This is a genomic window from Kitasatospora sp. UYEF31, assembly GCF_057291755.1.
Genome location: NZ_JBXAWK010000012.1, coordinates 87808 through 112598 on the forward strand (window position 1 = coordinate 87808; position 24791 = coordinate 112598).

A 24791-nucleotide genomic window follows, 5' to 3' on the forward strand; every position below is an offset into this window, starting at 1 on the left:
TCTGAAGAGGTAAAGGTGCCGCCACGGTCGCGATACGGTCGTTGCTGCGGACGAGTGCCGCGCCTGAGTGGCGGCGAAAGGGGCGGGGATGGCGATTCCCAAGCAGGAACGACTGGTCAGTCTGGTGATGTGCCTGTTGGCCGCCCGGCGGTACGTCACCAAGGAGGAGCTGCGGCGCTCCATCGAGTCCTACCGGCTGACCACCTCCGACGAATCCTTCGACCGTATGTTCGAGCGGGACAAGGACGACGTACGGGAACTCGGCTTCACCATCGAGACGGGCGCCAACGACCCGCTGATAGAAGCCCCGGACGGCTACCGCATCCGGCCCGAGCACAACACCCTCCCGCCGATAGAACTCGACCAGGAGGAGGCCGCCGCGCTCGCGCTGGCCGCCGGGGCGTGGCAGCAGTCCGCCCTGGCCGGGGCGGCCGGCGGCGCGCTGTTCAAGCTCAAGGCCGCAGGCGTGGAGATGGACACCGATCCGCTGCGCACCCTGGAACCGCGGGTGTCCGTGCGTGAGCCCGCCTTCGGGCCGCTGCTCGACGCGCTGCGCAACCGCCGCCCCGTCCAGTTCCCGTACCGCAGCTCCGGCACCACCGAGGCGCGCGTGCGAACGGTCGAGCCGTGGGGCCTGAGTTGCTGGCGGGGCCGCTGGTACCTCGTCGGCTGGGCCCGGGAGCGCGCCGAGCAGCGGGTCTTCCGCCTCGACCGCATCATCGAGAAGCCCAAGGTCAAGGTGCTGCGCCAGGCCTTCACCGCACCCGTCCCGGACGACGTGGACATCCGTGGCAAGGTCGCGGCCTTCGCCGGGGAGGGCGGGGACCGCACCGCCCGGCTCAAGGTGCGCCGCGGGTCGGCGTACCCACTGCGCTCCCGGGCGACCGAGGAGCGTCCCGTCGACGGTGACTGGGACGAGATCGAACTGCCGTACGGACACGGTCTGCACCGCACGCTCGCCGAGTTCGGTCCCGACGTCGTAGTCATGGAGCCGGTGGACCTGCGGGACGCCGTCATCCAGCAGCTGAAGTCAGTCATCGCCGAGGAGACCGGGGCATGAGCAACGCTATCGACGACACCCGCCGCCTCCTCTCGCTGGTCGCGTACCTGCGTGAGCGGCCCGGCACCAGGCTGGAGGACGTCGCGCGGGCGTTCGGCGTGGAAGCCGAGGACCTGCAGGCCGACCTGGGCACCCTGCACATGTGCGGCACCAGCTTCATGGCCGACGACCTGCTCGAACCCCACGTGGACAGCGAAGGCCGGATCTGGCTGGAGAACCTCGACGCCCCGGTGCGGCCGGTCCGGCTGGCCCCGCACGAGGCCCTGTCGCTCCTGGTCGCGTTGCGCGCCCTCTCGGGCCTGCCTGGCCTGCGCGACCGCGACAAGGCCGCCCTGGGCCGCGTGACGGCCAAACTGGAGGACGCCGCGGGCGACGCGGCCAAGGCCGCCGCGAACGTCTCCGTCGACTTTGAGGCGGCCGAGTCCGCGTACGCCACCATGGACCGCGCCATCGCCGAGAAGCGGCGGCTCAAACTCAGCTACTACGTCCCGCGCCGGGACGAGGTCACCGAACGCGACGTGGACCCCGTCCGGCTGGTCATCGTCGACGGCCGCACCTACCTGGTCGGCTGGTGCCTGCGCGCGGAGGACCGCCGACTGTTCCGCCTGGACCGGGTGGTGGCCGCGGAGATCACCGGCATCCCGGCCGAAGAGCACGAAGTCGCCCCCCTCGACCTCTCGCAGTCGCTGGTGCAGCCAAGCGACCACGACACCGTCGTGGTGTTCGAGGTCGGACCGGCGGGGCGCTGGGTCACCGAGTACTACACCTGCGAGAAGGTCCAGGACACCCCTGACGGCGGCGCGCGGATCACCCTGCGTTCGCCGGACGTGTCCGGCATGCGCCGCCTCGCGCTGCGCCTGGGCGGACAGGGCCGGGTGGTCTCGCCGCCCGAGCTCGTCGCGCAGGTGCGCGGTTCGGCGGAGGCGGCGCTGGCCGCGTACGGAAACTGAAGGAGTCTGTGGTGAACGTTGCCGCTCCACCGGTCTTCGCGGTCCGCTGCCCGCTGTGCGGGCGGGTCGAACTGGGCGCCGACCGGCTTCGCCTGGTGGTCCGGGCGGCGGGGGCGTTCTACCGCTTCCGCTGCCCGGGGTGCGAGGACTCGGTGCGCCGGCCGGCGGGGGAGAAGCTGGTCGCCTTGCTGTCGGACGGCGGGGTGCCGTCCGTGAGCGTCGCGGGGGAAGCGGTCCTGCCGCGTTCCCAGGCCGCGCCGTGACGTGGGTACAGTCGCCCCATGCTCTGGTTGATCGCGCCCTTCGTCCTGCTCGTCCTCGCCGGCCTCGGCGTGCTGGTCAAGTACGGCGTACAGCTGTTCGGTGAGCTGCGTCACTTCACCCGTGTGTCCGCAGCCGCCGTCGACCGGCTGAAATCCTCCTCGGATGCGCTGGCCGAGGCGGCCGAGCCGCTGCGGCAGTACACCGGGGCGCGGGCCGCCGGGAGGGACAAGGCGTAATGCCCGGTGCCGCAGCCCTTCCTGTTTGTGCATGTGTCGTCCACTGTGGCTTTGCGCGCTTGTAACACAGGAGGGCGTACGATCGGGTACATCAATCCCGGCTTGCGAGAGTAGTGAACTCATGTTTGGTGGAAGGCTCGGAACCGGCGAGATCATTCTGATTCTCGTTGTCGTGATCCTGCTGTTCGGTGCGAAGAAACTGCCGGACACCGCGCGTGCCCTCGGCCGGTCGATGCGCATCCTCAAGAGCGAGGCCAAGGCGATGAAGGACGACGAGAAGCCCGCGGAGCCGGCGCCCGCCGCGCAGTCCGAGGCTCCCCGGACCATCCAGGCCGCGCCCGGCGCGACCACGGAGTCCCGGCCGGTCGGTGAACCGGGCCAGACCGGCCGCTAGTTTCCGCACCCGACGGCTGAGAGCGGAAACCTGAAGAGTGAGTGGGATCAAAGGGATGCGGAGCAAACGCGCCGCCGCATCGAAGGACACCGAGGGGCGCATGCCCCTCATGGACCACCTGCGCGAACTGCGCAATCGGCTGGTCAAGGCGCTGCTCGCCCTCATCGTGGTCACGGTCGTCGCATCGCTCTACTACAAGGAGATCGGCGGCTTCCTGGTCGGTCCGGTGTGTGACCTGAAGAACGTGCACGGCACCGGCAGCACCAAGTGCGGCGACGGTGTCCTGGTCCAGTCGGGCGTGCTCAACCCGTTCTCGATGATGCTGAAGATCTCCCTGGCCACCGGGGTGATCGCATCGAGTCCGGTGTGGCTCTACCAGCTGTGGGCCTTCATAGCCCCCGGCCTGCACAAGCACGAGAAGCTCTACTCGCTGGCCTTCGTGGCCGCGGGGGTCCCGCTGTTCCTGGGCGGGGCCTACTTCGCGTACTCGATCCTGCCACACACCCTGCCGGTGCTGCTCGGGTTCACCATCGAGGACGCCAGCAACCAGATCCTGCTCGACGAGTACCTGGACTTCGTGGTCCGGATGGTCGTGGTGTTCGGCCTGGCCTGCGAGCTGCCACTGGTCCTGGTGATGCTGAACTTCGGCGGGATCCTCAGCGCGCGCAAGATGATCGGCGCCTGGCGCTGGGCGGTGATGGGCATCTTCGTCTTCGGGGCCGTCGCCACGCCCACCACTGAGCCGGTGACCATGTGCCTGCTGTCGGTGCCGATCGTCGTGCTGTACTTCCTGGCCGTCGGCATCGCCTGGATCAACGACCGCAGACGTGACAAGAAGCGCGTCGACGCCCTGGGCGGCCGGGAGCTCGACGACGACGAGGCCTCCCCGCTCGACCTCGGCCCGTCCGCTCCGGGCGCCCACGCCGGGGACCGGGTGGCGGAGCCCGTCGGACCGCTCCAGCGGGCCGACGACATCACCTGACAGTGCGGGTCGGCCGGTGAGTGGTTCCGCATGTGATCATTTCGTCACCTGAAACCCGGTCACCGTGCACTACTGTGACCGGCCGTGACCCGTGAGACCGTACTCTTCGTCAATCCCGGTGCCGGTCGTGGCCGGGGCGCCATAACCGCAGCCCCACTGGCCGCGCATCTGCAGGCCGCCGGCGCGACCATCCTGCTGATCGACGGCCCGGACCTCCCCCGGGCCGTCGAACGGCTGCGCGCCGCCGTCCGGCGCGGCGTGCGCGCCGTCGTCGCCGTTGGCGGTGACGGCACGGTGTCCCAGGCGCTACAGGCCGTCGCCGGCACCGGCACCCCCCTCGCCGTCGTCCCCGTGGGGACGGGCAACGACTTCGCGCGTTCGCTGGGCCTGCCTGGCGTACGGGACCTCCGTACGACCGCCCGGACCATCACCGGACGCCGGACCCGCACCCTCGACCTGGGCAAGGTCGGCGAGCGCTGGTACGCCACCGTGCTGTGCTCGGGATTCGACTCCCGGGTGGTCGACCGGGCCGAGCGGATGACCATCCCGCTGGGGCGCATGCAGTACACCGCCGCGGTGTTCGCCGAGATGCGTGACCTGAAACCCATCCCGTACCGCATTGAGGTCGACGGCCGGCGGTTCGAGCAGGAAGCGATGCTGGTGGCGGTCGGCAACACCGACTACTACGGCGGCGGCCTGCGGATCTGCCCCCAGGCCGACCCCACCGACGGCAAACTCGACGTCATCGTCGTCGACGCCTGCACACGCACCGAACTCCTCCGGGTCCTGCCGAAGGTGTTCAAGGGCGGACACCTCGACCACCCCAAGGTGACCGTCCACCGGGGGCAGTCCGTCACGCTGTCCGCGCCCCGGGTCAACGGGTGGGCCGACGGCGAACGGATCAGCGCGCTGCCGCTCAGCGTCGAGTGCGTCCCAGGCGCCCTGAAAATGATCGTGTCTTAACTGGTCAGGCGGGTACGCTCTCCGGTGAGATGCAGCTTGTTCACCGCAGCGGCGCGCGCCGCACCCAGTGTTCCCCGTACCGCCTGACAACTTCTGGAAGGTGGTCGGCATGAGCACCCCTGAGAACCTCGAGGACACCACCGCTGGGGATTCCTCCCCCGTGGAGCTTTCCCCCGCAGAACCCTCTCCCGCAGAGCGCTTCTCGGCGGCCAAGCGCCGCGCGGCGGAAGAGCGCACCGAGCTCTTCGCCTTCCGGGCGGCCTGCGACTTCCCCCTGGACCCGTTCCAGATCGAGTCCTGCCAGGCCCTGGAGGCCGGGCGCGGTGTGCTCGTCGCCGCGCCCACCGGCTCCGGCAAGACGATCGTCGGCGAGTTCGCCGTACACCTGGCCCTGGCCCAGGGCAAGAAGTGCTTCTACACCACGCCGATCAAGGCGCTGTCCAACCAGAAGTTCCAGGACCTGGTGAAGAAGTACGGCGCGGCCAAGGTCGGCCTGCTCACCGGTGACAACACGGTCAACGGCAACGCGCAGGTCGTCGTGATGACCACTGAAGTGCTGCGCAACATGCTGTACGCCGGATCGTCGCAGCTCAGCGGCCTGGGCTTCGTCGTCATGGACGAGGTGCACTACCTCTCCGACCGGTCCCGCGGCGCGGTCTGGGAAGAGGTGATCATCCACCTGCCCGAGTCCGTCACCATCGCCTCACTGTCGGCCACCGTGTCCAACGCCGAAGAGTTCGGCGACTGGCTCGACGTGGTCCGCGGCGACACCGCGGTGGTCGTCTCCGAGCACCGCCCGGTGCCCCTTTGGCAGCACGTGATGGCCGGGAACCGTACGTACGACCTCTTCGTCGACGACGAGCAGCAGGAGGTCAACCCCGAGCTCGTCCAGCTGGCCCGGGAACAGGAGCGCGGCGGCGGGCGCCCGTACGACAAGTACCGGCGCGGCAGGGGCCGCAGCGAGAACACCCGGCAGCAGCGCATGTGGACGCCCAGCCGGGCCGACGTGATCGAGAAGCTCGACTCGCAGGGACTGCTCCCGGCGATCACCTTCATCTTCAGCCGCGCGGGCTGCGCGGCGGCCGTGCAGCAGTGCCTGCACGCCGGTCTGCGTCTCAATTCGAACGCCGAACGGGCACAGGTCCGCGAGATCGTCGAAGCGCGTACGGAGCACATCCCCGAAGAGGACCTGCACGTCCTGGGCTACTTCGACTTCCTCGAAGGGCTGCAGCGCGGCATCGCCGCACACCACGCCGGGATGCTCCCCACCTTCAAGGAGGTGGTGGAGGAACTCTTCGTGAAGAACCTGGTCAAGGCGGTCTTCGCCACCGAGACCCTGGCGCTCGGCATCAACATGCCGGCCCGCTCGGTGGTCCTGGAGAAGCTGGTCAAGTGGAACGGCGAGACGCACGCCGACCTGACCGCCGGGGAGTACACCCAGCTCACCGGGCGGGCCGGGCGGCGCGGCATCGACATCGAAGGCCACGCCGTCGTGCTGTGGCAGCCGACCTTCGACGCGCGCGCCCTGGCCGGCCTCGCGGGCACCCGCACCTATCCGCTGAAGTCTTCCTTCAAACCGTCGTACAACATGGCGGTGAACCTCGTCGGCCAGCTCGGACGGCACCGCTCGCGCGAGGTCCTGGAGACGTCGTTCGCGCAGTTCCAGGCCGACCGGTCGGTCGTCGGCATCGCCCGGCAGGTGCGCAAGAACGAGGACGGCCTCGCGGGCTACCACGAGGCGATGACCTGCCACCTCGGCGACTTCGAGGAGTACGGCGGGCTGCGCCGCAAGCTCAAGGACCGGGAGACCTACCTCGCCCGGCAGGGTGCCACGCAGCGCCGGGCACAGGCGCTGACGTCGCTGGAGAAACTCCGCGCCGGCGACGTGATCTTCATCCCGACTGGGAAGTCCGCCGGGCTCGCACTGGTCCTCGACCCCGGTATGGGCGAGGGGGCCGACGGCCCCCGCCCCTCGGTGCTGACCGAGGACCGGCAGGTGCGGCGCCTGGCGCCCGTCGACTTCCCGGTCCCCGTCGAAGCGGTGGAGAAGATGCGCATCCCGCGCACCTTCAACGCACGCAGTGCCCAGTCCAGGCGGGACCTCGCCTCCGCGCTGCGCACCAAGGCGGGGCACATCGAGCCCGGACGGCACCGCAAGGAACGTTCCGAGGCGGTCGACGACGCCGAGATCAAGCGGCTGCGCGACGCCATCAGGCAGCACCCCTCCCACGGCTGCGCGGACCGCGAGGACCACGCCCGCTGGGCGGAGCGCTACTACCGGCTCAAGCGCGACAACCAGCAGCTCGAAAGCCGGATGAAGGGCCGTACGGGAACGATCGCCCGGACCTTCGACCGGGTCTGTTCGATGCTCGCGGACCTCGACTACCTCGAAGGCGACACGGTCACCGACCAGGGCCGCCGACTGGCCCGTATCTACACCGAGCTGGACCTGCTCACGTCCGAGTGCCTGCGCGACGGGCTGTGGGAGTCGCTGAACGCGGCTGAACTCGCCGCGTGCGTCTCCGCATTGGTGTTCGAGGCGAGGCAGGCCGACGACGCGGTCCCGCCCCGGGTCCCCGACGGTGCCGCCGACGCGCTCGGCGGGATGGTCCGCCTCTGGGGCCGGCTCGGCGCGCTGGAGGAGCAGCACGGCCTGGACTTCCTGCGGCAGCCCGACGCGGGCTTCGCGTGGACGGCCTACCGCTGGGCGCTGGGCCACGGCCTCGACGAGGTCCTCGGTGAATCGGACATGCCCGCGGGCGACTTCGTCCGCTGGATGAAGCAGCTCATCGATCTCCTCGGCCAGATCGCCGTCGCAGCCCCCGACGGCAGCAAGGTCCGCAAGACCGCCAACCGGGCCCTTGACGCGCTGCGCCGCGGAGTGGTCTCGTACTCGTCCCTCAACTGACCGCGGAGCGCTCCCGTACAGTCGGCGGAGTCATGCTGACGGGGGTTCAGGTCCGCAAAGACCTGAGCCCCCGTCACCACGCTCCGACCCGTGGGGGACCGCGATGCGTACCGACGAATACCAGGCGTACGACGCCGTCGGCCTCGCCGACCTGATAGCCCGCGGCGACGTCACGGCCGTCGAGGTCCTCGACGCGGCCGTCGCCGTTCTGGAAGCGCACAACCCGGAACTCAACGCGGTGATCACCCGCAACGACGACCAGGCCCGCCAGACCGCCGCGAACCCGGTCCCCGGGCCGCTTGCCGGAGTCCCGTACCTCGTCAAAGACCTGTTCTGTGACATCGTCGGCCTGCCCACCACCAACGGCTCCCGGCTGTACGCGGACTACCGCCCCACAGTCGAATCCACCCTGGTCACCCGGCTGCGCGCGGCCGGGCTGCTGCTCCTGGGCAAGACCAACACCCCCGAGTTCGGCCAGTCCCTCACCACCGAGCCCGGACTGCACGGCCCCACCCGCAACCCGTGGAACACCGGACGCTCCAGCGGCGGCTCCAGCGGCGGGTCCGCCGCAGCCGTCGCCGGCGGCATCGTCCCGGCCGCCCACGGTACCGACGGGGGCGGCTCCATCCGCGTACCGGCTTCCTGCTGTGGTTTGTTCGGCCTCAAGACCACCCGCGGCCGGATCACTTCCGGGCCCTGGGCGGGCGAAGCCTGGGCCGGGATGGCCGGCGCGCACGCGCTCACCCGTACAGTCCGCGACAGCGCGGTCCTGCTCGACGCCACCGGCGCTCCGGAACCCGGCGACCCCTACCACGCGCCGGCCCCGCCGCGCCCGTACGCGACGGAGGTCACCGCCGATCCGGGACGCCTGCGGATCGGCCTGCTCCTCGACCCGGTGGACCCCAGGACCGTCGTGGACGGCGAATGCCGCGGGGTGACCGAGGACGCCGCGCGGTTGTGCGCGGCCCTGGGGCACGAGGTCGAACCGGTGTCCTGGCCCGCCGGACTGCCCAGGCCCGGTGAGATCATCGCGGCGGTCAGCGGCGCGCACCTGGTCCGGGACGTCGACCGGCGGCTCGCGCAACTGGGCCGTGGACTGCGTACGGAGGACCTCGACGCGACGACGGCGGTCATCTACGGGGCCGGCAAGCGGGTCACCCTCGACGACTACCTCGCCGCGGTGGAAGCGATGCACACCTGCGGTCGCCTGACGGCCCGGCTGATGGGGCGTTACGACCTGCTGCTCACCCCGACGGTGGCCGTGCTCCCGCCGAAGACCGGCGAGATGGACCCGAACCGGGACGCGAAGGCGGCGCTCAAGGGTATGGCCGTGATGACAGCGTTCACCAGCCTGTCCAACATCACCGGGCAGCCGGCGATGTCGGTGCCGTTGGGCCGGTCGGCCGACGGCATGCCCGTCGGCGTGCAGTTCGTCGGCCGGTACGGCGACGAGACGACGCTGTTCCGGCTGGCGGGGCAGCTGGAGCGGGCCGCCCCCTGGCAGCAGACCGCCTCAGCCGCCGGAGCCGTCTGAGCCGCCTGAGCCGCGGTCGCGTCGGTCAGCGGCGGCAGATCCGGACCTCCGGGCGCCCGTTCCGGGCCGGGAAGGTCGTACAGCCCGGCTTGACGAGGCCCTTCAGCCGGTCCTTCTGCTTCTCCTTCAGCGGAACGTCGACGGTGACCTTGTCGCAGCGGGCCGGGCCCAGCCGGCCGCCGGGTTCGCCGTCGCACACGACCCGGGCGCCCCGGCCGTTGTTGATGGAGATCCGGTCCGGCTGCACGACCACGCCGCGCGGTCCGCGCACCGGCGGGACGACCACCGGCGGCTTCGGTTTCGGCTTCCCCGGCACTGGCACGGGCACTGGGACCGGCGGCTTCGGCTTGGGCGGAGGCGGTTTCGGTTTTGTCACTTCCGCTACGGGATCCGGCTGCGGCGGCTCCACCGCGGGCTTGGGTGTTGGTGCGGGTGCCGGTGGCTGCGTCGGCGTCGCAGCGGGCGTCGGCGGCGGGGGAGGCTCAGGCGCCGGTGTCACGACGACTGGCGGAGGCGGAGGTGGCAGCACCGCGGGGGACGAGACCGGAGCGGGGGCCGGGGGCGGCGGCGCGGCCTTGGGCTTGTCGCCGCCCGCCCCGGTCATCGCCCACGCCACCACGGCGGCGACCACCACGGCCGCGCCGGCCAGCATCGTCGCGCGGACGGCCGTCTGCCCGCCCTGGTTGGCGGCGGCGCCCCCCGCACCACCGCCGGAAGAACCACCCGATCCTGCGGCGGCGCCCGCTCCGGCACCGGTGCCGGCTCCCGTCCCGGTCCCCGCGCCCGCCACCACCGCGAACCCGGTGGCCGTCGCCGCGGCGGCGCTGACCGCGCCGAGGTACGCCAGTGCGGCCGGGCCGAGCAGCCCGCCTGCGACCAGGCGCATGCACGTGCTGACTTCGCACAGTTCCAGGCACGCCACCCGGCAGCGGTCGCACACGTCCAGGTGGTCGCCCACCGAACCGGCCGCCCGGCTGCCGAGCTTCCCCCGGACGAACGCGCCGAAGTCCTTCGCGTACGGGCGGCACTCCTCCGGCACGCCGTGTGCCGCGTACGCGGTCAGGTAGGCGGCGCGCAGTCCGTCCCTGGCCCGCTCCTTCAGCTTCGCCAGCGCGTTGGGGCTGACGCCCAGCATCGGCGCGACGCGGACCGCCTTCTCCTGCTCGATCTCGGTGTACCAGAGCACCGCCCGCCAGCGCTCGGGAAGCCCCTCGAACGCCTTGGCGGCCAGATCGCAGTCGGCGGCCAGGACCGCGGGGTCCTCCGGCACGTCCGGACCGGCCAGACCGAGCCCGGCGCCCAGTCCCGCGCCGGCACCCGCCTCCACTGCGGCCATGTCGTCGGTCAGCCACATCCGGCGGTCGTTGCGGGCCCAGTCGCCGGCTACCCGCCTCACTGTGGTGAGCAGGTACGGGCGGGTGGCCTCGCGTGGGCCGTGGCCCCCGCGCAGCGCCTGCAGCGTGCGGGTGAACGTCTCACCGACGAGGTCCTCGGCGTTCTCGGCGGTACGGGCGCAGGACCGTGCCATCCGGCGGACCGCCCGGACGTGCCGGGCGTACAGGAGTTCGTACGCCGAGTCGTCGCCCCGCCGCACCCGGTCCGCCAGCTCGGCGTCGCTCGGCCCCGGTGCGTCACCGCCGGCACCCGCGGTCTCCGCGTCCCACACGCCGGGGGCGTCCTCCCCGGCGTACTGGTGTTCCGGGTAGGGCTGTGGGTCCACCAGTGCTCCGAAGGAAGAGGGCGGGACGTGCCCGAGGGCGGCCGGGACGGCACCGGCCGTTTGGGGGTCGGGCGGCCCGCTCCGGGGCGCGCCGGCGCCGGCCGCTTCGGATCCGTCCGCGGCGACAGCCCGCTGACCGGGCAGCCCGGGCTCGGGGTGGCCGGAGCCCGGCAGGCCCGGCTGCGGGGACCAGAGGTCACGCTGCCCCGGCAGACCGGACGACTGGTCGCCGTCGGGCAGGCCGGGGTACCGCGCGTCCCACCCGGCGTCGTCGAATTCGATGTCGGGTGCGCTGCGCTGGCCGGGCACGGGGCTGAACCCGTAGGTCTGGTACTGCTCGGGGTGGTCCTCGCGGCGGGCCTGGGCTGGGATGTCCACCGGGACGACCGGACCCACGGGGTGGTCGGACCCGTGTTCCGTGCGTTCCCGGTCTTGTCCACCGGTCTGCCCGTGTGCTCTGCGCTGGTCGGGCAGTGTGCCGGACAGACCGTCAGATCCGGAAGCCGGGCCCTGCTCCCCGTCCGGGTCCTGCTCCCCGTCCGGGGTCGTTTCCACCGGGTCCGCAGGCAGGCCCGCGGGACCGTCCGTACCGGGGTCGGCTCCAGATTCGTCGGCTCCCGGGGCTTCCGCTCCGGTGTCGTCTTCGCGTGCCACCGATCGCCCCCAACTACCACCACACCGAACAAAGCCGGGTCGGAACCGAGGACCCGTGTCGGCAGCATCGTGGTCGACCTGTGCGGGGCTGTCCACCAGTGGCGGGGCGTCCTGGACCGGAGGGAGTGCACCCCGGCGTGCGTGGTCCGGGGTGGGCGCTGGGTGTGTGGCACCGCGCCCGCCCCGAGCCTGTGGGCACTGATGCTGTGACGCAGCGTCACCTGATGTGTCTCGTGGGGCGCGTGGTCAAGCGCGGGGGTACGGAAAAGTGCGAATTTCTGTACGGCGGGCCCGTCCGCGACCGCCACCCGCCGGTCAAAGCCGGTCACGGTCACAGCCCCCGCCCCGGAGTGGAGTCGACGGTCAGCCGCACATGGGACCGCGGGACGTGCGGGACCACGCCCGGGGCCCCCGCGGGCCCGGACAGCGGATCGACGGGTGAGCGGCACAGGCGGTCGAGCCGCTCCGGGAGTTCCGGGTGCTCCGCGTCGACCAGCGCCATCAGCCGGCCGGACGGGACCGCGTAGACCTCCTCGTCGAGCGCCCGCTCCATGTGGCGGGCCGTCAGCAGGAGGTGCCGCAGGCAGCCCCAGAAGCGCGACTCGGGCACTTCGAGCCGGACCACCGTCAGGCGGGTGTGCTCACCGGACCGCAGCCGCTCCCGCAGGCGTTGCTGCAGCACCGCCGCCGACGGGTACTCGGTGATCGGGTCGGTGCAGGGCGGAAGCGTGCCCGGTGAGGTGGCCCGGGTCCGCACCGCCAGATAGGCCTGGACGACCTGGCTGGGCGCCTCCGCCCCGGTCGCGCACAGGAACAGCGCGTCCAACTCGGACAGTGCCACTTCGAGGGGGATCTCGGCAGCCGTGCGGTCCCGGCTCAGCGCCAGGCAGGCCGCCCGCAGGTGTCCGTGGTGCGCGAACGCGTCCACGCAGGCCTCGGCGGCCTCGCTGTGCCAGGCGACCCGGCCCGGCCAGCCGGCCCGGGTCGTCACCCGGTGCCATTCCTCGCGCAGCCAGTCGGGATCGGTCAAAACAGTGGTGTCACGCTCAGTGTTCATAACTGGAGAGACCGGGGTCCCTCCGGAAAGTGACGCGACTTCCCGGTAGGTTTGTGTGTGACCTGGGTCACATTTAATGGATCAGGTCACCGTGCGCCGGGCGCAGGGGTGAATGCACTCTTTCGAGCGAGCCGCGCTATCGCTCAACCGAGTGACGCCAGGGCTTCCCCGACCCGGCGCAGCGAACCGCCCAGGCCCCACCGCTCACCGAGCAGAGCCAAGGCGTCGGGGTCCCTGGGGGCCTTCGGGACGCCGGCGTCAACCCCGGCCGGCAGCGGCACATCGGTCGCGACCCGGACGACTTTCGGCGCTACCGCCAGATAGCCCAACCCTTCCTGTAGTCGCTTACGCCGTGCGGGTGTCAGCTTCGCCGCGGGGTCGTCGGCCGCCGCCATCACCCCGGCCAGGTCGCCGTACTCGGCGATCAGCAGCGCGGCGGTCTTGTCGCCGATCCCCTTGACCCCCGGCAGGCCGTCGCTGGCGTCCCCGCGCAGGGTCGCGAAGTCCGCGTACGAGGACGCCCCCACGCCGTAGCGCTCCCGTACGGCGGCGTCGTCGAGGACCTCGTGGGCCGCGACGCCCTTGACCGTGTAGAGGACCCGTACGCCACGTTTGTCGTCGATCAGCTGGAACAGGTCACGGTCGCCCGTCACGATGTCGACCGGCATACCGGCCTGTGTCGCGTACGTCCCGATCACGTCGTCGGCCTCGTAGCCGGGCACGCCCACCCGCGCGACGCCCAGCGCGTCGAGCACCTCTTCGATGATCGTCACCTGCGGGCCCAGGGTGTCGGGGATCTCCTCGACGTCCGTGTCGCCGGGAACCTCCTCCACCACCCGGTGCGCCTTGTACGACGGGATGAGGTCCACCCGCCACTGCGGCCGCCAGTCGGCGTCCATGCAGGCCACCAGGTGGGTGGGGGGAGCGTCGGTGGTCAGCCGGGTGATGAAGTCGAGCAGCCCGCGCACCGCGTTGACCGGCGTGCCGTCGGGGGCCTTCATCGCACCCTCGGGGATGCCGAAGTAGGCGCGGAAGTAGAGGGTGGCGGTGTCGAGGAGCATCAGGCGTGGTTGCATGCGTGAATTGTCCCGTACACCCCGGACACTGACCGGAGTTCACGGGCAGGGGTTCACGGGCAGGGGTTCACCCGCCGGGGTTCACCGGCCGGAGTCCACCGCCCGGGGTTCACACTCCGAACATGTCCCGGCACGCTTCGAGGCCGTGGATGTCCACCGGCACCGTGCGGTGCGTCTCCCAGTCCGCGCGGGACAGGCGCAGCCGCTGCACCATGCGGGCGCCCGACTCGTCGTCGGGCCACACCTCGAAGCCGTCGTCCACGTAGCCGAGCTTCCGGGACACCCCCAGCGACCTCGGGTTGTCGGTGAACGCCGACGACCTCGCCCACTGCCCGCCGAGCCCTTCGAACGCCAGGTGCAGCATCGCCGCGCGCATCTCCGTGCCCAGGCCGTGGCCCTGGTGCGGCAGGCCCAGCCAGGAACCAGAGCTGATCTCCCGGGAGGCCGCGAACCTCCGCCCGGTGACGTCCTGTGCGCCGACCGGCGCGCCCTCGTGGAACACGGCCAGCATCAAGGTCCAGTCGTCGGGCTTCCACGACGCCCACCGCGCCCAGTGGTACTGGAGGATGCCGCGGGACCGCTTGGGCTCGGCGTCCCGCGTCCACGGGAAGTTGAACGGCATGTAGCCGGGTTCGTGCACACCCTGGGCCACCAGCTCGACCAGTAGGGCCAGATCGTCGAGACCCGGGACGCGGAGCTCCAGGCGTGGCGTGGTGACGCGCAGACCGAACAGGGGCCAGTGGTCGGTGATCATGTCTCATTTTGACCCGTGCCCGCGGTCCGCTGCCAGCGGATTCCGCGGCTCAGCTCCGGATCTCCCCGAAGTCGGCCATCGCCTCCCGCAGGGTGTCGCGCACACCCAGGATCTCCAGGAGTCCGGTCATCCGCAGGGTCTCGCGGATGTGCCGCTCCGTCGCCGCGATCCTGAGCTGGCCCTGGCACGCCTCCAGCATCCGGTAGGCGTCTATCAGCACCCCCAGGCCGACTGAATCGCAGAACACCAGGCCGGTCGCGTCGAGGACGATCCGCTGGCAGCCCCCGTCGGTCAGTTCCACGAGGGTGCGCCGCAGCAGCGGCGCGTTGTGTACGTCCAGTTCGCCGACGATGTGGACGACCGCGCAGCCGCGCCAGATCGTCACTCCGGTGACGGGGTGCTCTTCGCTGAGCCTGTCGAGCCGCGCCGTCATGGCTTCCGACCCTTCCTGAGACGACCGGGGGCGATGGTGCCGCGACCGTGTCACCGCATTGTGCGTCAAAACCGTGCGCTAGCACAGTGGTTCGTCCGCGGGTGGGGTCCTCCCAGGCGCCCGGAGGACTCCTTAACGCCTGGTCAGCCCCGGATCAGAGCGGCGATCGCATGCCCGGATCCGCCGGGTGCCAGTCCGGGGCGTGGCCGGCGGCGGCGGCCTTCGGGCCGCCGCCGAGGAAGTAGGTCACGGCGAGACAAGTGCTGTTGGCAACCTGTGTCACTGCGGACAACCCCCGATAGACCGTGCATGTCTTGAAGGACCCACCACACCACAGCGGGGCGACAACCGGACTGAGGGGAACACACCGCCCACTGGGTGAGGCGTGCCCGGAAACCGGGATTTCCGGATATCCAGAGGGTGTTTCCGCCTCTCAGATGCACGGGAATCTTGTGTGTGCGGCTGCCTGCAGGCCCTACAAGAACGTCTTGCCCTCGCCCCGGTACGTCGGTACGACCCCCGTCACCCGGTCGCCCTCGATGACGTGCAGGGCGTCGAAGCGCTCGCACAGCTCCCCGGCCTTCGCGTGCCGGAACCACACCCGGTCGCCGAGCAGCAGGTCGTCGGCGGCGGTGCCGTGCAGCGGGGTCTGGACCTCACCCGCGCCCTCCTTGCCGTCGAGCGTGAGGCCCGTGGGCAGGTAGGGCTGCGGCAGCCGGTCCCTGCCGGCCGCGCCGGAGGCCGGATAGCCGCCGCCCAGGACGGTGACGGTGCCGACCCCGGGGCGCCGGACGACCGGCAGCGCGAACAGCGCGGCCGGCTTGCCCTGGAAGTGCCGGTAGGTGTCGAACAGGTGCGGCTGGAACAATCCCGAACCGGCGGCGACTTCGGTGACGCAGGACTCCGCGCTGGTGATTTCGAGGCTTCCCGTGCCGCCGCCGTTGACGAAGTCCAGTTCGGCGATCCTGCCCACCGCGCGCACGATCTCCGCGCGGCGGACGGCCAGTTCGGCCGCGGCCCGGCCCTGGAGGACCCTGATCACCCGGGAGAACGCCGGGCGGCCGCGGACGTCGTTGCCGACACCCGCGACGAGGGCTTCGTACGCCATCAGACCGCTCAGCCGGAAACCCGGACGCTTGGACACGGCCCCGGCCATGTCCACGAGCTGCTCGGGGGTGCGCAGCGGCGAGCGGAACGCGCCCAGGCGCACCTTGCCGCCCAGGAACTGGAGCGAGCAGTCGATGTCCAGACACACCTTGATGTCGACCGACTTGTCGGCGCGGGCCCGGTCGATCAGGTCGAGGTGGCCGCGGTCGTCGACCAGGACGCTGATGCGCGACGCGGCGACCGGGTCGGCGGCGAGTGCCGCGAAGGCGTCGGTGTCCGTGGACGGGTAGGCGACGAGGATGTCGTCGATGCCCTCGGCGGCCAGCCACAGGGCTTCGGGGAGGGTGAACGCCATGATCCCCCGGAAGCCGTCGACCGCGAGTGCCTCGCGCAGCAGGGGGAGGGACCGTACGGACTTGCTGGCTATGCGTACCGGGGTCCCGCCGGCCCGGCGGACGAGGTCAGCCGCGTTGGCCCGGAAGGCGTCGAGGTCTACCACAGCGAACGGGGCCTGGAGGTGCGCGGTGGCCTGGTCGTAGCGGGACCGGTCCGGCGCGGCGGAGAGGTGCGGGGGCGCGGCAGCGAGGTTCACCATGGCGGCAGCCTGCCAGATCAGTATTACTTGTGGGTAGGGGGCCGAGAGTGATGTCACGTGATCACCAGCGATCGGAGACCGGGCAGATATGGCCATTCCGCGACGTAGATCCCTTCCGGCCCTCGACCTGATCGTCCGCGTCCTCGACGCGGACAGTTTCACCCGCTGGACCGGACCGCCGGTGGAACCTCCGTCCGGTGATCCGGAGTACGCCGGGCAGCTCGCCGAGGCCCGGCGGCGGACCGGCCTGGACGAAGCCCTGGTCACCGGCGAAGGACTCATCCACGGCCGCCGCGTCGCCGTGGTGGCCTGCGAGTTCGCGTTCCTCGCCGGATCGGTCGGCGTCGCCGCGGCCGAACACCTCGTCCGGGCGGTCGAACGCGCCACGGCCGAGCGGCTGCCGCTGGTCGCCTCACCCACCTCCGGCGGCACCCGCATGCAGGAGGGCACAGTCGCCTTCCTCCAGATGGTCAAGATCTCCGCGGCCGTCGCCCAGCACAAGGCCGCCGGGCTGCCCTACCTCGTCTACCTCAGACACCCCACCACGGGCGGAGTGTTCGCCTCCTGGGGATCGCTCGGCCACGTGACCGCCGCCGAACCCGGCGCGCTGATCGGCTTCCTCGGGCCGAGAGTGTACGAGGCGCTCTACCACCAGCCCTTCCCCGAAGGAGTGCAGACCGCCGAGAACCTCCTCGCGCACGGGCTCGTCGACGCGGTGGTGCCGCCGGAGGAACTGCGCGACGTGGCGGTGCGGGTGTTCGACGTGCTCGGCCCGCACCAGGACGCCCCAGCGGGCGGTGCCTCTGCGGGGCGACGGGCGCGAAGCGTCCCGAGCGCGTCGAACGAACCGGCGAAACCCGGCGGCGGACGCGGTTCGACCGGGCGACGGGCCGGCGCCGACGGGCACCGGAGCGAAGCGCCGGAGACTGGAGACTGTGAACCACATCCGCTTCGCGGCGGGCGCCAGGGCTTGGAGCCCGGCGCCAGCACAGCCTGGGAGTCCGTTGTCCGCTCCCGCGACCCCCGGCGGCCCGGCCTGCGGGCGCTGCTGCGCCACGCGGCCCTCGACGTGACCCCGCTGCGCGGGACGGGGGAAGGGGAGAACGAGCCCGGACTCCGGCTGGCCCTCGCCAGGTTCAGCGGCGCGCCCTGTGTCGTGCTCGGACAGGACAGGGCCAGACAGAGTACGTACGGCCCCTTCGGCCCGGCGGGACTCAGGCAGGCCCGCCGTGGGATGCGGCTCGCCGCCGAACTCGGCCTGCCCCTGGTCACCGTGGTCGACACCGCCGGCGCGGCGCTGTCGAAGGAAGCGGAGGAAGGCGGACTGGCCGGGGAGATCGCCCGGTGCCTGGTCGAACTGGTGATGCTTCCCGCACCCACTGTGTGCCTCCTGCTCGGCCAGGGCTCCGGCGGCGGGGCACTCGCCCTGCTGCCTGCCGACCGCGTCGTGTGCGCCCAGCACGGCTGGCTGTCCCCGCTGCCGCCCGAAGGCGCGTCGGAGATCCGCTACCGCACCGTCGACCACGCACCGGAGGTCGCCGCCCGGCAGGGCATCCGCTCCGCGGACCTGCTGCGCGACGGCATCGTGGACCGGGTGGTGCCCGAACACCCGGACGCGGCGGACGAGCCCGAGGCGTTCGTCCAGCGGGTGGGGGACGTCCTGGCGCAGGAACTGGAACTGCTCGGACGTGTGGAGCCGGGGCCGCGCCTGGCCGCCCGCCTGGAGCGGTACCGGCGGCTCGGACTGCCGCAGAGCTGACGACGGTGCCGGGCGGCGCGGGTGTTGGACTACCGCAAAACTGACGACCGTGTTGAACAAAGCGGCCAGATGTCCCCCGTCCGGGTGAAATGGATATGAACCCGAATGGCAGGCCGTACCGGGGCCTAGCTTGAGGGGACACCGGGACGCGGGCGGCACATTGCGGACGGGGTGGGGAACGGATGCCGGGGCGGATCGTGAAGAACGGTCCGGGTCTGGCGCGGTTCCCCCACACCGGACAAGCACTGCCGGCCCGTGGGCGGCGGGGGTGCACCCCCGCCGACTGTTCCGGCATCACCAAGAAGGGGGCGTCCACTTGCCGTGGGCCGCTGCCCGCCGGGTCTGTGGTCGGTCCGGCGGGCAGCGGCCCATTGCCGCGCCCGGAGTCAGTCAGGGCGTCGGCGGGCTGAGCCGGGCGGTGGCCGGGTCAGCGGCGGAGCCGGGCGGCGTCGGAGGTGCCGAGCGGAGTCCGGCGGCGGAGTCAGCCGGGTGGAACGCGGCGGATAAAGTCGTGCGGTGGACTTCGAAGGCAGGAACATCCCCGACCCCGGCTTCTCCGGCGACGACGGCACCGCGGACGCGGCGCTGGTCACGGCCCTGACGGCCGTCCGTACGGAGAAGAGCACGGCGAACGAGGCACGGCTGTTCACCGCGCTGCGCGCGGCCCGGCTCCTCGTCCCTGTCGTAGCTGTCCTGGGCGAGGTCGAAGTCGACGGGAACGGCCTCAGGCACGACAAGTCCAGCGACATGGCCGTCCCGACACTGACCGGGCCCGACGGGCGCAAGGCACTGCCTGCCTTCACCTCGGTGGCGGCGATGACCGCCTGGCGGGCGGACGCCAGGCCGGTGCCGGTCAGGGCCCTGCAGGCGGCGCAGGCGACTTACGCGGAGGAGGCCGACACCCTCCTGCTCGACCTCGCCGGACCTGTCCCGTACGAGATCACCGGACCGCGGCTGCGCGCGCTGGCCGAGAACAGGGTTCACCTCCCGGCGCACGAGGACCCCGAAGTCGCGGCCGCGGTCCGTACCGCCGTCTCAGTCGAAACGCAGGTCACCGCCGCCTACCTCAGCCCCGGGGGGCACGGCGACCCCGTGCTCACCCTCGCGTCGGCCGCCCCGCCCGCCGAGGTCACCGCCGCGGCGCAGCGCATCGCGGCCCGGCTGGCGGCGGACGACACCGTGCGGGGGCGGCTCGACGGCGGGCTCGACCTGGCGCTGCTGGCACCGGGCGCCCCGGCCCCGGGGGAACCGTTGTTCGTCCGGCCGCCGGACACGTTGTGAGCCCGTGAGGTGCGCCCGTGGGGTGCGCCAGTGCGGTGTTCCAGCGGGAGGCGCCGGCGGGGTAACCGAGCGCACCAAGGGGGCAGGTGCCGCAACGGTCCCGGTATGCCCGACACTGGGGCGCATGACCGAAAGCGCTACTTCTGCCGACACGTCCGCTGAGACCCACCTCCGCGACATCGCGGACGTCCCCGCCGTCGAGGTGATCACCACCGTCTCCATCCACCTGATGAGCGCGGCCGCCGTGAAACTCGGCCTGGCCGAGGACGGCGCCGGGCACAAGGACCTGGACGAGGCCCGCAAACTCATCACCTCGCTGGCCGGTCTGATCACCGCCGCGGCGCCGGAGATCGGCACCTACCACGCGGGTCCGCTGCGCGACGGGCTGAAGACGCTCCAGCTGGCCTTCCGTGAGGAGTCGCTGTTCCCGGACGAGCCGGGGAAGGGCCCGGGGGAGAAGTACACCGGGCCGGTCTTCGGCTGAGGCGGTCCGCATCCGCGCATCCGCAGGCCGCATCCGCTCACCTACTCAGATGCGTCACCGCACCGGACGGGCGCAGCTGAGTAGGGATGGTAGTGTTGGGAATCGACCGACCGGGGACCTCACCGTCGCCGGTCTGCAAGTGGAGGCTCCGTCTCCCACCTTGTCGCCCCCCGGGACGACGGGTCATGGTCCGGTCCAGCGGGAACGGGGAGCGATTCCCGTCCGTGTTGAGCGCATAAGGCTGAGATGCCTGTGCCGCACCGGTGCAGATGGAGCCCCGCATGCATCCCATGCGGGGTTTTCTGCTGTTCGGCCTCCTGGTCGTGGCGGGCCCCGGCATCGGTGGGGTCGACCGCGTGGATTATGTGGCCGCCAGACCGCGACCACTTCAGGTAGGAGGAGGCCCCATCAGCGCTGAGCCCCGCATCAACGACCGGATTCGCGTCCCCGAGGTGCGACTCGTCGGTCCTAATGGCGAGCAGGTGGGCATTGTGCCCATCAACAAGGCCATGGAACTTGCCCAGGAATACGACCTGGACCTTGTAGAGGTCGCGGCCACGGCCCGCCCTCCCGTTGCCAAGTTGATGGACTACGGCAAGTTCAAGTACGAGTCGGCCATGAAGGCACGTGAAGCGCGCAAGAACCAGGCGCACACGGTCATCAAGGAGATGAAGCTCCGGCCGAAGATCGACCCGCACGACTACACGACCAAAAAGGGTCACGTCGAGCGGTTCCTCAAGGCGGGCGACAAGGTCAAGATCACGATCATGTTCCGTGGTCGCGAGCAGTCCCGGCCGGAGCTCGGCTTCCGGCTGCTGCAGCGTCTGGCGACGGACGTCCAGGAGCTCGGGTTCATCGAATCGAACCCGAAGCAGGACGGCCGAAACATGATCATGGTGCTCGGTCCGCACAAGAAGAAGACCGAAGCCATGGCCGAGGCCCGCGAGATCGCTGACGCCCGCAAGGCCGCCCGTCGCGGCGACTCCCACTCCGACGAGGCACCCGAAGAGGTGCACGAGGAGCAGGAGGACGTCGTGGAGGAAGCTGCCGAGCAGGAAGCCGTGGAGACCGCGGACGAAGCTGCGCCGGCCGAGGCCGAGCAGCAGGTCTGACCTCTCCCCGGGTCAACCGCACCGGGCCCGCCCGAGTGGCGGGACCTGTGAGGCTATCCAGACACTGAGAACCTGTGCGCCTGTCCGGTGCGACCCGCGAGGGCTGATCGGACAGGCAGGCAGCACGACGAGGAGCAGCGGCGACATGCCGAAGAACAAGACGCACAGCGGCGCCAGCAAGCGCTTCCGTATCACGGGCACCGGCAAGATCATGCGCGAGAAGGCCGGCCGTCGCCACCTTCTGGAGCACAAGTCCTCGAAGAAGACCCGCAGCCTCGACGGCACCGTCGTCGTCGCGAAGGCCGACCTCAAGAGGGTCAAGAAACTGCTCGGCAAGTGAGCCGCGTGTGCCGGACCACAGCCGCTGTGCCGTCCTGAGGGCCAGCCCCCGGGTCCCAGTAGTGAAGTGAGTCCAGGCGCCGGTCCAGTCGTCACCCCGGGGCGGGGTCATCACGTCCCGTTCCGAACACAAGGAGTACCAAGTGGCACGCGTCAAGCGTTCCGTCAACGCCAAGAAGAAGCGCCGCGTAGTTCTCGAGCGCGCCAAGGGTTACCGTGGCCAGCGGTCACGGCTCTACCGCAAGGCGAAGGAGCAGCTGCTCCACTCGTTCGTCTACAACTACAACGACCGCAAGAAGCGCAAGGGCGACTTCCGTCAGCTCTGGATCCAGCGCATCAACGCGGCGGCGCGCCTCAACGGCATGACGTACAACCGTCTGATCCAGGGCCTCAAGGCCGCTAGCATCGAGGTCGACCGCAAGATCCTCGCCGACCTCGCCGTGAACGACGCCAACGCGTTCGCCACGCTGGTCGAGGTCGCGAAGAAGGCCCTCCCGGCTGACATCAACGCGCCCCGGGTCGCGGCCTGATCCGTCCGTTCTTCACTGAACGCACGTCCTAGGTCCAGACCGAGTAGTTGAGAGCGGTAACACGAATGGCGAGCTCCGAGCTGACATCCACCAAGTCTTCGAAGGTGGTGGCGGCCCGGCGGCTCGCCAGACGTGCTTTCCGGACCAAGGAGCGCCGCTTCCTGGCGGAGGGGCCGCAGGCGGTCCGGGAGGCCGCCGCGCTGCCGGGCACCCTCGTCGAACTGTTCACCACCGACGAGACCGCCGGGCGCTACCCGGAGATCATCGAGCAGGCGTACGCCGCCCGGGTCCCGGTCCACCACACGACCGACGAGGTCATCGCGTCGGTCTCGGACACGGTCACCCCGCAGGGCATCGTCGCGGTCTGCCGCTTCATCGACGTCCCTCTGGCCGACGTGGTCGCGGCCCGGCCGAAACTGGTCGCCGTGCTCGCCAACGTCCGCGACCCCGGCAACGCCGGCACGGTCCTGCGCGCCGCGGACGCGGCCGGGGCCGACGCCGTGATCCTCACCGACGCGTCGGTCGACCTCTACAACCCCAAGGCCGTACGGGCCTCTGTCGGCAGCCTGTTCCACCTGCCTGTGGTCACCAGCGTGCCGGTCGAGGACGTGGTCGCGCAGCTGCGCGGGATCGGCCTGCGCATCCTGGCCGCGGACGGCGCCGGGGACGACGACCTCGACGACGAACAGGACCGCGGCGCGCTGGTCCAGCCCACCGCGTGGGTGTTCGGCAACGAGGCGTGGGGCCTGCCCGCGGAGACCCGGGACCTGGCCGACGCCGTCGTACGGGTGCCCATCCACGGCAGGGCCGAGAGTCTGAACCTGGCGACCGCGGCGGCTGTGTGCCTGTACGCGTCCGCCCGCGCACAGCGTTGAGCTGTTCTTATGCCGGGCTCCAAGCGCGGCGTTTTCCTCCCGCCGCCTTCGCTTCGCTCAGTCGTCGCTCGGCGCCGCGCGTCGCCCGGCCCAAGCTGCGTCCTCCGGACGCGCTCGGGACGCTTCGCGCCCTTCGCTTCGTGCCCTTTGCTTCGTGCCCTTCGCTCAGTCGTCGCTCGGCGCCGCGCGTCGCCCGGTCAACCTGCGACACCCGCCGAGCTTCGCCGGCTCCTTCGTCGCGCTCGGGACGCTGCGCCACCCGTGCGAGGCGACTGAGCGAAGCGAAGAAGCGCGTCCGGAGGACGCAGCTTGGGCCGGGCGACGCGCCGACGCAGAACGACTCCGGAGCGCCAGCGACGGAGACGTGAGGATGACGTCGGCGCTTGGAGCCTGGTAGTGGTGGCAGAGTGGTCGACCGGAGTAGTGTGACGCGCCCGGAGGTTCGAACGCGTACGAGTCGTGTGTGGACCGGCTAATCCGGACATGTGCGACACGGCATGACGTGGTGGGACGTGCAGGCCACAGGCAGAGGGGGTCGATCGGCATGGGCGACACCGGCCGTACAACCGTGTCCCGCCTCGTCGCGGAGAACGTTCCCGCGCCGCGCCGCGCCCCCGACAACGGCTTCTCACCCGTACCGGCCCTGGAACCCGATGATCTGCCCGACGGGCTCATCGTCGCGGACGCCGACGGCCACGTGGTGTGCTTCAACACCGCCGCGACCCGGATCACCGGGACCCGGGCCGCCGACGCGCTCGGCAAGCACATCGCCGACGCGCTGCCCCTCGAAGACCTCGAAGGCCGCCGCTGGTGGGTGTGCACCGACCCGTACGGCGGTCTGCGGACCCGCACCCGGCAGCCGGAGCGCAACCTGCTGCTGCCCGGTGGCCGGGAAGTGCTGGTCACCGCCACCTTCGTGCGCGAACCCGGTCCGGACAGCCGGCTCAGCCGACTGGTCGTGGCGCTGCGCGACACCAACGCGCGGCGTCGCGTCGAGCGGGACAGCGCCGACCTGGTGGCCACCGTCGCCCACGAACTGCGGTCCCCGCTGACCAGCGTCAAGGGCTTCACCGCGACCCTGCTCAAGAAGTGGGAGCGGTTCACCGACGAGCAGAAGAAGCTGATGCTCGAAACGGTGGACGCGGACGCCGACCGGGTCACCCGGCTGATCACCGAGCTTCTGGACATCTCCCGGATCGACTCCGGAAGGGTCCAGCTGAACCGCGAGATCGTCGATGTCGAGGCGGCCGTGCACCGCCACGTGGACGCCATGGTCGCCTCGGGGCAGCCCGAGGAGCGGTTCACCGTCACCGTCGACGGTGAGCTGCCGGAGCTGTGGACGGACCGCGACAAACTGCACCAGGTGCTCGGCAACCTGCTGGAAAACGCGGTGCGCCACGGCGCCGGAGCCGTCACTATCGGACTGCGGCCGGTCATCGTGACCACACACGCCGCGCAGCCGGTCGACGACGAAGGCGTGGAGGTGACCGTGGTGGACGAAGGCCCCGGTATCCCCGACGAGTTGCTCGGTCTGGTGTTCACCCGCTTCTGGCGTGGTACCCGCCGCCGCGGCGGGACCGGCCTGGGGTTGTACATCGCCAAGGGCCTGGTCGAAGCGCACGGCGGCAGCATCGATGTCGGCCGCGCGCCCGGCGGCGGCGCGCGCTTCCGATTTATCCTGCCTGTGGCGATGCCCGACGTACTGCGCTGATCGCGCTGAGCGG

Annotated in this window: 24 protein-coding genes; 17 read left to right on the forward strand and 7 right to left on the reverse strand. The window is 71.2% G+C overall.

Going from position 1 to position 24791, the window contains the following annotated elements; all coding sequences use genetic code 11:
* The first annotated feature begins 88 nt into the window (after window positions 1-88).
* The 9 genes from AC0Z36_RS08645 (at window position 89) to AC0Z36_RS08685 (ending at window position 9291) form a co-directional block, all read left to right on the forward strand.
* Entirely contained in the window at window positions 89-1060 is a 972-nt protein-coding gene (locus AC0Z36_RS08645; RefSeq protein ID WP_485462139.1) for a helix-turn-helix transcriptional regulator, read from the forward strand.
* Entirely contained in the window at window positions 1057-2010 is a 954-nt protein-coding gene (locus tag AC0Z36_RS08650) for a helix-turn-helix transcriptional regulator (protein WP_485462140.1), read from the forward strand. Before AC0Z36_RS08645 ends, AC0Z36_RS08650 begins: the two co-directional genes overlap by 4 nt.
* Before the next feature lie 11 nt (window positions 2011-2021).
* The gene (locus tag AC0Z36_RS08655) at window positions 2022-2273 is read left to right on the forward strand and encodes a hypothetical protein (RefSeq protein WP_485462141.1); all 252 of its coding nucleotides are present in this window, start codon (window positions 2022-2024) and stop codon (window positions 2271-2273) included.
* 18 nt (window positions 2274-2291) lie between these two features.
* Window positions 2292-2510 carry a hypothetical protein gene (locus tag AC0Z36_RS08660; RefSeq protein WP_485462142.1) on the forward strand — a complete coding sequence of 73 codons (219 nt, stop codon included), beginning with the start codon at window positions 2292-2294 and terminating at the stop codon, window positions 2508-2510.
* A gap of 121 nt (window positions 2511-2631) precedes the next feature.
* Window positions 2632-2904, forward strand: coding sequence for a Sec-independent protein translocase subunit TatA (gene tatA / locus AC0Z36_RS08665; RefSeq protein ID WP_485462143.1), 273 nt, complete (start codon window positions 2632-2634; stop codon window positions 2902-2904).
* Between the two features lie 55 nt (window positions 2905-2959).
* Complete coding sequence (tatC, locus tag AC0Z36_RS08670) at window positions 2960-3886, forward strand: twin-arginine translocase subunit TatC (protein ID WP_485462144.1); 927 nt, start codon at window positions 2960-2962, stop codon at window positions 3884-3886.
* Between the two features lie 84 nt (window positions 3887-3970).
* Window positions 3971-4849 carry a diacylglycerol/lipid kinase family protein gene (locus AC0Z36_RS08675; protein WP_485462145.1) on the forward strand — a complete coding sequence of 293 codons (879 nt, stop codon included), beginning with the start codon at window positions 3971-3973 and terminating at the stop codon, window positions 4847-4849.
* 109 nt (window positions 4850-4958) lie between these two features.
* Window positions 4959-7757: a DEAD/DEAH box helicase gene (locus tag AC0Z36_RS08680; RefSeq protein WP_485462146.1), complete on the forward strand. Its 2799-nt coding sequence runs from the start codon at window positions 4959-4961 to the stop codon at window positions 7755-7757.
* Window positions 7758-7860: 103 nt separating this feature from the next.
* Window positions 7861-9291 carry an amidase gene (locus tag AC0Z36_RS08685; RefSeq protein ID WP_485462147.1) on the forward strand — a complete coding sequence of 477 codons (1431 nt, stop codon included), beginning with the start codon at window positions 7861-7863 and terminating at the stop codon, window positions 9289-9291.
* Between the two features lie 25 nt (window positions 9292-9316).
* On the opposite strand, the gene AC0Z36_RS08690 is transcribed toward AC0Z36_RS08685, so the two are convergent.
* From AC0Z36_RS08690 to AC0Z36_RS08720, 7 genes are all read right to left on the reverse strand, one after another.
* The gene (locus tag AC0Z36_RS08690) at window positions 9317-11665 is read right to left on the reverse strand and encodes an RNA polymerase sigma factor (RefSeq protein ID WP_485462148.1); all 2349 of its coding nucleotides are present in this window, start codon (window positions 11663-11665) and stop codon (window positions 9317-9319) included.
* Between the two features lie 331 nt (window positions 11666-11996).
* Window positions 11997-12722 (reverse strand): hypothetical protein, encoded by a 726-nt coding sequence (locus AC0Z36_RS08695; protein WP_485462149.1) that lies wholly within the window; start codon window positions 12720-12722, stop codon window positions 11997-11999.
* A 143-nt stretch (window positions 12723-12865) separates the two neighbouring features.
* Window positions 12866-13798 (reverse strand): 5'-3' exonuclease, encoded by a 933-nt coding sequence (locus AC0Z36_RS08700; protein WP_485462150.1) that lies wholly within the window; start codon window positions 13796-13798, stop codon window positions 12866-12868.
* Between the two features lie 109 nt (window positions 13799-13907).
* The gene (locus tag AC0Z36_RS08705; RefSeq protein WP_485462151.1) at window positions 13908-14552 is read right to left on the reverse strand and encodes a GNAT family N-acetyltransferase; all 645 of its coding nucleotides are present in this window, start codon (window positions 14550-14552) and stop codon (window positions 13908-13910) included.
* A gap of 49 nt (window positions 14553-14601) precedes the next feature.
* Window positions 14602-14985 carry an STAS domain-containing protein gene (locus tag AC0Z36_RS08710; RefSeq protein ID WP_485462152.1) on the reverse strand — a complete coding sequence of 128 codons (384 nt, stop codon included), beginning with the start codon at window positions 14983-14985 and terminating at the stop codon, window positions 14602-14604.
* A gap of 154 nt (window positions 14986-15139) precedes the next feature.
* On the reverse strand, window positions 15140-15268 hold the full coding sequence (locus AC0Z36_RS08715) for a hypothetical protein (protein WP_485462153.1): 129 nt from the start codon (window positions 15266-15268) through the stop codon (window positions 15140-15142).
* Between the two features lie 192 nt (window positions 15269-15460).
* The gene (locus tag AC0Z36_RS08720) at window positions 15461-16687 is read right to left on the reverse strand and encodes an amino acid deaminase/aldolase (RefSeq protein ID WP_485462154.1); all 1227 of its coding nucleotides are present in this window, start codon (window positions 16685-16687) and stop codon (window positions 15461-15463) included.
* A gap of 88 nt (window positions 16688-16775) precedes the next feature.
* On the opposite strand from AC0Z36_RS08720, the gene AC0Z36_RS08725 reads away from it, so the two are divergent.
* The 8 genes from AC0Z36_RS08725 to AC0Z36_RS08760 all read left to right on the forward strand — a co-directional run bounded on the left by AC0Z36_RS08725 (window position 16776) and on the right by AC0Z36_RS08760 (window position 24778).
* Window positions 16776-18446 carry a carboxyl transferase domain-containing protein gene (locus AC0Z36_RS08725; RefSeq protein WP_485462155.1) on the forward strand — a complete coding sequence of 557 codons (1671 nt, stop codon included), beginning with the start codon at window positions 16776-16778 and terminating at the stop codon, window positions 18444-18446.
* A 516-nt stretch (window positions 18447-18962) separates the two neighbouring features.
* Window positions 18963-19727, forward strand: a complete 765-nt coding sequence (locus tag AC0Z36_RS08730; protein WP_485462156.1) for an SseB family protein — start codon at window positions 18963-18965, stop codon at window positions 19725-19727.
* A gap of 124 nt (window positions 19728-19851) precedes the next feature.
* Window positions 19852-20211, forward strand: a complete 360-nt coding sequence (locus tag AC0Z36_RS08735) for a DUF1844 domain-containing protein (RefSeq protein WP_485462157.1) — start codon at window positions 19852-19854, stop codon at window positions 20209-20211.
* Window positions 20212-20492: 281 nt separating this feature from the next.
* Window positions 20493-21323, forward strand: a complete 831-nt coding sequence (infC, locus tag AC0Z36_RS08740) for a translation initiation factor IF-3 (RefSeq protein WP_485462158.1) — start codon at window positions 20493-20495, stop codon at window positions 21321-21323.
* A 145-nt stretch (window positions 21324-21468) separates the two neighbouring features.
* The gene (gene rpmI, locus AC0Z36_RS08745; RefSeq protein WP_485462159.1) at window positions 21469-21663 is read left to right on the forward strand and encodes a 50S ribosomal protein L35; all 195 of its coding nucleotides are present in this window, start codon (window positions 21469-21471) and stop codon (window positions 21661-21663) included.
* Between the two features lie 142 nt (window positions 21664-21805).
* The gene (gene rplT / locus AC0Z36_RS08750; protein WP_485462160.1) at window positions 21806-22192 is read left to right on the forward strand and encodes a 50S ribosomal protein L20; all 387 of its coding nucleotides are present in this window, start codon (window positions 21806-21808) and stop codon (window positions 22190-22192) included.
* Window positions 22193-22257: 65 nt separating this feature from the next.
* Complete coding sequence (locus tag AC0Z36_RS08755; RefSeq protein WP_485462161.1) at window positions 22258-23067, forward strand: TrmH family RNA methyltransferase; 810 nt, start codon at window positions 22258-22260, stop codon at window positions 23065-23067.
* A gap of 544 nt (window positions 23068-23611) precedes the next feature.
* On the forward strand, window positions 23612-24778 hold the full coding sequence (locus tag AC0Z36_RS08760; RefSeq protein ID WP_485462162.1) for a sensor histidine kinase: 1167 nt from the start codon (window positions 23612-23614) through the stop codon (window positions 24776-24778).
* The last annotated feature ends 13 nt before the right edge of the window (window positions 24779-24791 follow it).